Below are 11,368 nucleotides of genomic sequence, written 5' to 3'. Positions count from 1 at the left end.
GTACTGAAAATGTCGTCAGATGGTCATCTGGACAAAACTGGCAGTTTATTGACCAAGGCAATGGCTATTACCAAATAAAACTGCCCAACGATCAGATGCCAAAGCAAGATGGGAAACCCTATCTCCAGGCTCAAGGCGGTACTGAAAATGTCGTCAGATGGTCATCTGGACAAAACTGGCAGTTTATTGACCAAGGCAATGGCTATTACCAAATAAAACTGCCCAACGATCAGATGCCAAAGCAAGATGGGAAACCCTATCTCCATGCTCAAGGCGGTACTGAAAATGTCGTCAGATGGTCATTTGGACAAAACTGGCAATTAATCAAACAACAAAGGTCAAACAACAAAATTGAAACTGCTCAATCAGTTTACAATACGGCAAACGAATCTTATCAGCTAGGAAACACGGAATTGGAGAGACTCCAAGCAGTGTTGAATGCTAATCTTAGCCAGCAACAAGCGTGGCAAACTCGTCTTACAGAAGTTAATAATCAACTGACTCAAGTTCAAACAGAGTTAAATACTGCCAACAACACAGTAATTAGCACGCTCAACCAAGTCAACGCCCAGCCTCAAACTATGCCCCAAGTTGCCAGAGACGCTAAGGGATTAATTACTAAAGGGGCTGTACTAGGATTTGTGCAACCCGCCAGTCGTCTGAATGCCATAGAAACTTGTGAAGGCAATGTACAACTGAGTTACTTTGATACTCAAGGGCGGATGCAGCAAACAAACTATGACGCAACCGCAGACGCAAACAATACCGCCTTTGAGCAGTGGATTCCCAACAGTCTTCGTGCTTGTCTAAACTTAACCAATAATAACAGTCAAATCCAGTTGACGAGTCCTCTTTATCTGAGTGATGAATGGACGGTGGAAACCTGGTTCTCCTATCCTTTACCAAGAAAACAAGTAGCAGGACCAACACTGGAAAATATCCTTGACAACCTTAACCAAAATTATCAGTCTATTACCAGCCTTGTGCCTAACCGTTATGAGTTTAGCGAGGGTGAGTCTGGATCAGGCATCAATGATGGTGGAAATGATATGTATGATGCTGGTAACTTTTTAGGCACAAATTTAGGTGTTTCAATCCCATATTCCAATAATGTGATTACAACTAGTGAACTGTTAGGTAATAGTCGCTACTTTACGCGCAAGTACCCGGGACTTTTTGTTTTTGTCGCCGAGACTCATGGTATCACTGAATTTAAAATTACAGGCAACCTTGGTGCTGACAATGCCGGTTCTTGTAATGGTACTGTCTTAACTGCTACTAAAGATGGTGTAACCTACAAAGGATTTGTCAAACGGGTTTATGGTGCTGGTGATCCTTCGGTTAATCACCTCATCATTATACAAGATAACGGCTCTGCAACTCATACCTATGCTTCAAACACTGATGACGATTCCCACACTATCTCCAACCTCACAGGTGTCACTAAACTCTATTATTTACTCTATGCCGCACAATCAGGCGGTCTAATTAGTGACGCTCAAACACAGGAACTGATGAATAAATTCCTGGAGATGATACCCAACCCCAACAACACCTCGAACAACACCTTAGTGAACACAATTAATAACGAGAGACTTGTTGTTCAAGCATCTAACAAGTTGGGTATTATTGTAGGTAATGTCTTTTACGATAGTGGCTACAATTTGTCGCTATTAAGTCCTGGATGGCATCATCTAGCGGCTGTTGCTAAAAAAGGCACTACAGTCTTCTATGTTGATGGTCGTCAAGTTGCCGATGTCAAGCAAGCATTAATAGATGCCGCACCTGATGATGCCAGCAAAAAACAACTAGCAGGAAAGATTTGTAAAATTGGTGGTAGTTTTTCCATCATTGGTAATTCATCCATCGGTTCAGAGCAATTTGGTAAACTCTCAGAATTTCGGATTTGGCAAGTTGCCCTGAGTGATGACGAGGTTGCAGCCAATAGTAAAACTCTGCTGAGTGGTAATGAACCGGGTTTGTTAGCTTACTATCCTTTGAATGAGGCTACGGGAACTACGGTAAGAGATAAGACTGGTAGTGGCAACAATGGTACAGTAGTTGGTACTTGGTGGGGTTGTAATGCGCCCATTGGCATGAATGTGTCACTACGCAAAGACGGAGTCGTCAATTTCAATGGGACGAGTAATAGTTATGTGTCTTTGCCTGCGGCAGTTGCTAGTAATATTAGCAATCAAATTACTGTTGAAGCCTGGGTTTATTCTAACCCTCTTTTACAGGCCAGTGACTACAGAGGCATAATTACTAATGTGTTCACTAATACCGGCAGTCTTACTTTTGAACTTTGCTTATGTACTTCTGACCACAAACTTTTTGCAGGATTTTACAAGGACAGTAGTTGGTATTCGCAACAAGCAGACTCAAGTTTTCCCATAAATCAATGGGTACACGTAGCTGCTTGTTACGATGGAAGACGGATCAAAATCTATCAAAATGGTAGTTTGATTAAGCAATCAACACAAGACCTTAACGTGTCGTTACCATTGAATACAAATCAATGGTGGATTGGACGACGACATGATTTGGGCAACCCAAGTGATATGTGGAATGGTAAAATTAGTGATGTCCGAATCTGGAAAGTAGCCCGCACTCAAGCCGAAATCCAGGCAAATATGAGTAGTCGCTTGACTGGTACGGAAACAAATTTAGTTGCTTACTATCGGCTTGATGAAATTACTACGGAAGGTACTACTAAAAAGGTTTTAGACCGAACAGCTAATAACTATCACGGAACTGTTACCGAAGCGGTTGTTACTAATGATAGTATGTTACCTGTTGTTGGTGCTACTCCAGTTAAGGATGCCCTAGTCAGTGCTGAATACAGTACCATTACTCTGACCCCAAATGGCAAAGTAGCGATTATGCGGCGGTTTTTTGCCTATCCTGACAGGAATGCCGCAATCTTGCTCCCGGATAAGCGGGTTGAACAACTAGAACTCAAATGGATAGGTAACGCCCAGTTTGCCCCAACTTTATTGGGCTACATGGAAGGTGCGCCGCCTGTACCTACTGAAAACCTCACCTTATCAGACGACTACAATGCCGCGAGTTCCGTAGAATTAAACATGTCGGAAGATGTGGCATTTAGCTGGAATCGTTCTCAAGATAGTGGGTTGGGTGCAGCCGTAGACATTTTTATGGGTGGTGATACCGAAATGAATGCAGGTCTTGGTATTACGACAAAACTAGCGGCAATGCGTGCTGGCTTCAAAGGCAATCTTGATTTCAGCTACCAATTTCAGAATCAGAGTAACATTACCTCTAGCTCATCTCTGAGTATGACGGATAAATTGGAATTGCGGGGTACACCAGAAACAACTCCTAAGTTCCCTCATCTGGGCAACCGATTTATTCCCAAAAACGTTGGTTATGCTTTGGTGGTTTCTGCCTTAGCCGATGTGTTTATCACCCGACTCGCCCGCAGTGGCAAAATGGTTGGGTACCAAGTCCAACCTGTTGATGGTATTCCCCCGGATGTGAATACAATTACCTTTTTGATGAATCCTGCCTACACCATGAGTGGTAGTTTGGATGGGTTGACGGGGAGCAGTGCTACTAGCGAACGCTTCTTTAAACACGTTCCCCAAATGCGCGCTCAGTATGGTTCTCTTTATCCTGCCAGTTACTATCGTCTGCAAGAAGCTTATAATCTCAAAAAAGCGATTGAGAAAGAGGATAAGCGCAGAGAATCTTATTTTGATAACTTTGATGTGCGTACAATTGATGAAACCTCTTTGGCACGGAATATAGATAGTGGTGATGCTCCCACTACGATTGGAGTAGAACGGGAAGAAGACAAAGCCAGTACCACGATGACTGAAGAGGAAAAGAAAAAAGCTGAAGAGCAAAAGGCAGCACAAATAAAAGCCGAATCAGCAGGTCTTGTCAAACAGCAAAGCGCCGCTACCGAAGCTAAAAAGGCAGAAATCCAAAGTAAGATTGATGACCAAGATCAACGAGTCCAGGCTCAAACAAGTTTTGCAAGCTGGCAGAAACGAATGGAAGATATTCAAATCAAGGCAGGCAAGCGGAACATTGTCAATACCTACGTCTGGGATGCTGATGGCGGACTGCGAACTGAAGCTCAAAGCTTTGCCAATACGGTAGAGCATACCATTGGCGGCTCTTTTATTCTGAATGCGGGTTTAGGATTTGAAGGAAAGTTTGCAGCTTTTGCTGCTGTAGAACTAACCGCCCAAGCGACGGTTAACATGACCCAGACTATGAGTAAAACGGAATCTCGTAGCAAGGGTATAGAGTTAAATGTAGACTTGAGTGGAGTGGAGTTCCGGGGAATCACCAACTACAAAGACCTACCAATTCTACCAGGAGAAAAAGTAGACCGTTATCGGTTTATGAGTTTCTATCTCGAAGGTACTACTCAAAACTTCCAAGACTTCTTTAGCTATGTGGTTGATCCGGAATGGTTAGCAAGCAATGATGAAGAAGCGCGGGCGTTGCGGCAGACAAAAGCAGGTAAACCCAATAAGACTTGGCGCGTGCTGCATCGTGTAACCTACGTGGAACGTCCGGCTTTGATGGGCTTTGGGCGGGATTTACGTCAAGTGGGAGATACAGATCAGGCTACTCAGGAAATTCTCGATTACTTCACCCAATTAGAAGTTCGACATCAAGAGTTAAAAACAGAAAACCTAAACTTGAAGAATCAAATCATTGCTGTGCAAAAACAGCTTGTAGATTCAACTCAAGAGCTACAAAGTAAACTTGATCAAATCTTGCTCAAGATTAATCCGCATTAGAATCGATAGTTGGGAAGATAAGGGGAAATTAATGATTTTTCCCCTTATTGCTTACCTTCAGAATTGATTCAGAATAATGGCGAGTCTGTCAGAGGTCAAAATTTGACGCTGACAAACCAACTTTCTTTTTATTTCAGGAGTAAATAGAGAATGATATCAAACTATAGTGGTAAAGAATGGATTTTTCAAGAAAGATTGCTAGAAAAATATGGGAGTTTGCCTGAGTTCGCAGACTTAGTTAGCATCGTGAGAAAAATTCAAGCCGATGTGGCTAGTGATGATGATTACGCTCATTACACTGCGAAGGTTGAAACCTTAATTAACAAATTCAAATCTGATTTAAGAAAAATTCCGCCCGAACAATATCAAAAACAAGATATTTTACTGATTACGAGTATGATTGAGGCAAACTCTGCTGCCTTTGAGAACAACACAGAATCTTTTAGCAAAATAATTCCTGCTGATACTGTTAAAAGTATGTTAGCCTTGGAGAGAAAGACGAATGATACATTTTCTTTTTCTTCGCCCAAGCTGACTGGTTTTCTCGCTCTCAGCCGGTATTCTGAAAACCTCTCGCCTCAACAACAGCAAAGTCAGTTTGGGTTAGATTATTCTAACTCACCGTACATCTTTCAACAGGGCGATCAATTGATCAGACAACCATTCGTTTTTGTCGTTAAAACTCCAACACAACAAGAGATTGAACAAGAGCCGGATGAAAAAATTCGCCAAAAAATGCAACAACAAATGAATATCATCCGAAACGAAGCAAAATTACCGATCGATCCCAGAATTTTAGTAAAGATTGTCCAAATAGCAGAAGATAGCCAAGATCCAGAAAGTGGCGAAACAGCAAAAAATTTTCTGAAAAAGTATCTCAATACTGACCAAATACTGCCGATATTTCGAGACAGTAAAGATTTGGAAATAATCGACAACTGTTTAAAAGATATGGCTCCTAATAGCCCCTATTATGACAGCTTTAAAAAAGTATCCGACCAAATCAACATCAAAGCAAAAATTAATGAATCACCCTATACGGGCAATACCGCACCCCAATTCGGGGTTCAATTGGAGGAGCACAATCCTTATGCTGATGTTGTGCAGGAAAGAGCAATGAATGTTCCTGTAGAATTACCGCCCGGAACAAAAATTTACTTGCAAGTACCTCGCAATGGAACAGATCCTTTAAGTGCAGATATACCGGCAGGTTATGAACAAATAGAAATAGCTGTTTACAGTGGTAAAGAATGGAGAAATTCACTTGTTAATACTGATATTGATCTCAATATAGAGCTGGCTTTAAAAACTATTCCAGAAGAGGCTAGAAAGGCTTTTATTACAAAAAATAGAGTAGATCGAACTGTTGATCGGATTGATGATGATAGACCTTTAGAAATGACAAATAATCTCAAAAGATGGCAAGAAAAAGGTAGTCTGATGATAAAAGCTGAGGCTCAAGGCAATGAGCGAATACATGGCAAGATAGCGGATAAAACGCTAGAGTGCATTGCTACTCACTCTGATAAAATTTTGTCGGCAAAAGCAAATAATGTCAATTTTAAACCTCTCTTAAAACGGAAGTCCTCTCGAAAACGTGTATTAAATAAAGCCTAAAGCTTTGCTCAGAAGTCAATCACTCTCAATCAACTGCGGGATATAGGTAATAGATGGCGTTCCAAGGCTAACTTTCCTAAAGTACGACAGAAACTGGAAACACATATTATTGAAAATCCCTTAAAAATACGCGATCGCTTTAAAGCAAAAGTCTCAGGAATATGGTCAAAATTTCGTCGGATTGGCAAAAATCGAGTTGCACCTCAAAAAACCGTTGCTAAAAATTAAGCAGCCTAAATGATTACCCAAGATATCCAGTGGATATCTTGTTTTTCAACATATCTTGCTTTAGGAATAAGGACATCATCAAGATGTATGAAAATAATCTTAAAAGTTACGCTAATACAGTCATTAATCGGCAGGAAATGTGCTTTAATTAATGATTGGATAGTAAGTAGACAGTCTATTTACAGCACTACTTTGCACTTAGAACAATGTAATCAAAACTACAACGCTTTTATTGTTTAGCGACGAGTTTGGTTTTGTCGCTTGTCGTTTTTGTTGGCTTAATCTTTGGTGTCTCTGCTCAACCAGCTAATGCTGCTAACGAACCATTTGTGGGTGAAATCATGTTATTCGGTGGCAATTTTTGTCCAAATGGTTGGGCAGAAGCCAACGGACAAGTATTGCCCATTAGCGGCAATCAAGACTTATACTCAATCTATGGCACTCTCTATGGTGGTGATGGGACAAAAAACTTTGCCCTACCAGATTTAAGAGGGCGCTCACCAGTTGGGATTGGACAAGAAATACCTATTCTACCGAATTATGTTGCAGGTCAGAAAGGGGGTATTGGTGAGTTGGTTCAACCTCAATCTGTGACTGGTAAACTTGCTCCTGGATATCTTGTCGTGCGTTATTGCGTTGCGAAGCAAGGAATTTATCCACCTCGTTGATAAGCACTAGCTACACTCTAGGGCAATAGCTTAACTATTGCCCTCACTGCCACTTTTCTCTAGCGGTAGATACGGAAATTGAAAAAGGAAATTCCTAATTTTACCCCCTGTCAATCATCCAACATTAACAGTTCGTCAATATAAGGGATATGTAGGCGTAGAATATAATCACTGTACTATTGTTGGAGTGATAGCTGCCCAAGTGAACAAGTACGATTTTCAATAACAAATTAACAGAAAGAACGAAGCTGAACTACCCCACGGATAAATCCGGGGGGTTCCAACTTACTGCGTATTGCTTTTGATTCGTCATATAAGGTAGTGAATAACTTTTCGTCAGCATTAAAAATCGCTTGAAAATACGCGATCGCGTCAAAGCACAAGTCTCAGGAATATGGTCAAAATTTCGTCGGATTGGCAAAAATCGAGTTGCTCCTCAAAAAACCGTTGCTAAAAATTAAGCAGCCTGAATGATTACCCCAGATATCCACTGGATATCTAGTTTTTCAACATGCCTTTTGTAAAGTTGGTGGAACTAAAATAGATTTTCCTGAATTCAAATATCATGTTAGCGACCCACAGCCTGTTTCCTTAATGGTGTTTTTTTGAACAGCAAGAGAATTTTAGGAGATTATTTAGGGTAATAGATAACTAAAATAAATATATACAAAAAAAAATTTTTTTTAATTTAGTGATATGAAGCCAGATGTTAATTCAAGTTACCTAGATTATGATAAAAAATATAGATGATTCAGTTAGGAACTTCTTGAGATGATAAGAAATTGGAAAGTAAAAAAACTTTTCTGATCTTTAGTTAAAGAGTGGTTATAGAAATTTCAAACCCGATGGAATGTATCAATCAGAAATTAGGAGAATAAAATGACAGGAGCTACATCACAAATTGATCCGATAAGGCAAATGGCATTAAAGTGGTACTATCAAGAGCTATGGGGACCAGATTTCGGAGATATCGATGAAATAGGCGTTGAAGAATTTAAAGAAGCGCAAATTATATTTCTCAAGTCCCTTCTTGTTGCTGCCAATGGGGATGGAAAAGTCACACCAAAAGAGAGACAGTGGGTCATTGGGCGAGGAGCAGTAGCTGGAGTACCAGAATCCATACTTAAGGAACTGGAAAATTATCCAGCTGATGAAGATATCACTGAACTAATAGCCAGAACTGTACCCAATCAAAAGTCAGGTAGAGGAGTAATTTACTTTGCAATTAACGCGGCTGCTTCTGATGGGGAATATAATGAAGGCGAGAAAGCCACAATTCGCAAGGTAGCTCAAGCCCTAGGAATTTCTGAAGAAGTTGTCCAGGAAATTGAAAACCTCTATCTGGAAGAACAGCGCGTCAAGGAGAAACGTATTGCCTTATGTTTACCAGATGGTAGTCCTTTTGAGTAAACAATTGCTTTTTCAGTAGTCATCGCAAGTGACAAGAAGTACTTTTTCCAGCACAACCTATGCTGGGAAAAGTATTATACTAATAACATTCTCAATACTCAAGTCGCTAACGATTTGTTGAGGTTGGAAAAGCCTGAGCGCAAAAAGCTGACGAGCGCTGCCTTTAAGCACGTTGAGATTGGCTCAATGTGGATTAACCAAACCATTCGGAATACTAACGCCAAAACCAAGGCGAAGCACTTTAAGCGAATGTGGCTAGAAGTGAGCAACCAGGGGTTTGAAGTTGTGAAGTCGGGTGATTTGTACACCGTCTCTTTCAGCCTTTATCGAAGCAGGAAAGGACGTATCCCTCTCGAAGTTCATGCAGCCTGGTGGTTTACTAATCGCATTTTATTATCATGGACCCACAATCTCTACAAAAAAGCAAAACTTTTCCCAGCCAATTGCCTTTAGCTTGTAATCCTGATTCTAGTATCGTTGTTGGTGACAAATCCCTGACAATCAATGATGTCGCCAATGTAGCGCGTAATAAGGCACAAGTACGCTTAACAGAGAACTCGACCGTATTGCAGGGAGTTCAAGCATCGTGCGATTACATTAACAATGCAGTGGAATCCAGTCAGCCAATTTACGGGGTAACAACCGGTTTCGGGGGTCTAGCCCATATTGCAATCTCGCCAGAGCAAGCATCCGAACTACAGACAAACCTTGTTTGGTTGATGAAATCAGGAGCTGGTCAGAGATTATCGCCTAAAGATGTGCGAGCTGCGCTGTTACGCGCTAATTCCCATATGTACGGAGCTTCTGGTATCAGACTCGAACTTATTCAACGTATTGTCATTTTTCTCAATGCTGGCGTTACACCTCACGTGCGGGAGTTTGGCTCCATTGGTGCTAGTGGCGATTTAGTTCCCTTGTCTTATGTTACTGGTGCATTAATCGGCTTAGATAAAAGCTTTACTGTTGATATCAACGATCAAGAAATCGACGCTCCCACTGCTCTTGCTCTACTCGGTTTACCACCCTTGCAATTGCAACCCAAGGAAGGGTTAGCAATGATGAATGGTACGTCGGTAATGACGGGTATTGCTGCTAACTGCGTATATGACGTCCGTACTTTGCTAGCGCTGACAATGGGCGTACATGCTTTAATTATTCAGGGTTTAAATGGCTCAAATCAATCATTTCACCCCTTTATTCACCAGAAAAAACCACATCCCGGTCAATTATGGGTGGCAGAGTCAATAATTGAGCTGCTTGCAGGTTCGCAATTAATTCGCGATGAATTGGATGGCACTCATGAATATCACGGCAAGGAATTAATTCAAGACCGCTACTCGTTGCGCTGTTTACCTCAGTATTTAGGTCCCATTATTGATGGTATTGAACAGATTGGCAAGCAAATTGAAACTGAAATCAATTCAGTTACCGACAACCCGCTAATTGATGTTTATAATCAAGTCAGCTATCATGGCGGGAATTTTATGGGACAATATGTAGGCGTATCGATGGACCAGTTACGCTATTATATAGGGATTTTAGCTAAACATATTGATACCCAAATTGCGCTGCTTGTCACACCTGAATTCAGCAATGGATTAGCACCCTCTTTAGTTGGGAATCAAAGCTGTAAAGTCAATATGGGACTGAAGGGTTTGCAAATTAGTGGCAATTCTATCATGTCTCTGTTGACTTTCTATGGAAATTCTATCGCAGACCGTTTTCCTACCCACGCCGAACAATTTAATCAAAATATCAACAGCCAAGGATTTAACTCTGCTACTTTAGCACGTCGCTCTGTGGAAATCTTTCAGCAATATATGGCGATAGCATTAATGTTTGGAGTCCAAGCAGTGGATTTGCGAACCTACGAAGTAGCTGGTCATTACGATGCGCGGACTTGTCTTTCACCTGCAATGACTGAGTTATACTCCACTGTTTATAAAGTTGTCGGAAAGGTACCGAGTTCAGAACGTCCGTATATTTGGAATGATAACGAACAATCGTTAGATGAGTATATAGCAAGAATTTCTGTTGATATTGCTACCGATGGTGCTATCGTGCAAGCAGTTAACCAGATTACAGCGAAGTTAAAGTAACAAAAGTTATGACTGTATCCAATACTTGTGATAAGAATGCCCATATCGTCCGGAAGGAGGTTACTATGCCGAGATTTATCGTTCCAGCATGATGATGGAAACTGATCGCGTGGGACAGCAACGGTCAACCATGACTTCGATATATTATCTTCTCACAGATGACAGCCCCATCGATTACTTTCATATCAACCCTAAAGTACCACAGGAACTGGAAACACATATTATTAAAAATCGCTTCAAAATATTCGCTCGCTTCAAAGCAAAAGTCTCAGGAATATGGTCAAAATTTCGTCGGATTGGCAAAAATCAAGTTGCTCCTCAAAAAACCGTTGCTAAAAATTAAGCAGCCTGAATGATTACCCTAAATATCCACTGGATATCTTGTTTTTCAACATATCTTGCTTTAGGAATAAGGACATCATCAAGATGTATGAAAATAATCTTAAAAGTTACGCTAATACAGTCATTAATCGGCAGCACATGTGCTTTAATTAATGATTGGATAGTAAGTAACGCAAGTTGCTAGTTATAAACAAGGGCGTTGCTAATGGCTAATTGCTAATTG

General features: G+C 40.9%; 5 protein-coding genes and 1 pseudogene. All 6 read left to right on the top strand.

The genetic code is table 11. The annotated features are described in order from the left end of the window. Positions 1–95 precede the first annotated feature (95 nt). Positions 96–4,781, top strand: a complete 4,686-nt coding sequence (locus MiSe_RS43720; protein WP_226592694.1) for a LamG-like jellyroll fold domain-containing protein — start codon at positions 96–98, stop codon at positions 4,779–4,781. 150 nt (positions 4,782–4,931) lie between these two features. Next, positions 4,932–6,398, top strand: a complete 1,467-nt coding sequence (locus tag MiSe_RS43715) for a hypothetical protein (protein WP_226592692.1) — start codon at positions 4,932–4,934, stop codon at positions 6,396–6,398. 482 nt (positions 6,399–6,880) lie between these two features. Next, a complete protein-coding gene (locus MiSe_RS43710; protein WP_226592690.1) occupies positions 6,881–7,294 on the top strand; it encodes a phage tail protein in 414 nt (137 codons plus the stop codon). 879 nt (positions 7,295–8,173) lie between these two features. Further along, entirely contained in the window at positions 8,174–8,704 is a 531-nt protein-coding gene (locus tag MiSe_RS43705; RefSeq protein ID WP_226592687.1) for a TerB family tellurite resistance protein, read from the top strand. A gap of 398 nt (positions 8,705–9,102) precedes the next feature. Next, entirely contained in the window at positions 9,103–10,803 is a 1,701-nt protein-coding gene (locus MiSe_RS43700) for an HAL/PAL/TAL family ammonia-lyase (protein ID WP_226592685.1), read from the top strand. 58 nt (positions 10,804–10,861) lie between these two features. After that, positions 10,862–11,146, top strand: a pseudogene (locus tag MiSe_RS43695) (cupin domain-containing protein); the annotation flags it as partial. Positions 11,147–11,368: the final 222 nt, after the last annotated feature.

Origin of the sequence: Microseira wollei NIES-4236, assembly GCF_020521235.1 — a bacterium.
GTDB classification, from domain to species: Bacteria; Cyanobacteriota; Cyanobacteriia; order Cyanobacteriales; family Aerosakkonemataceae; genus Microseira; species Microseira wollei.
This window is presented reverse-complemented; position numbering and strand designations above follow the sequence as displayed.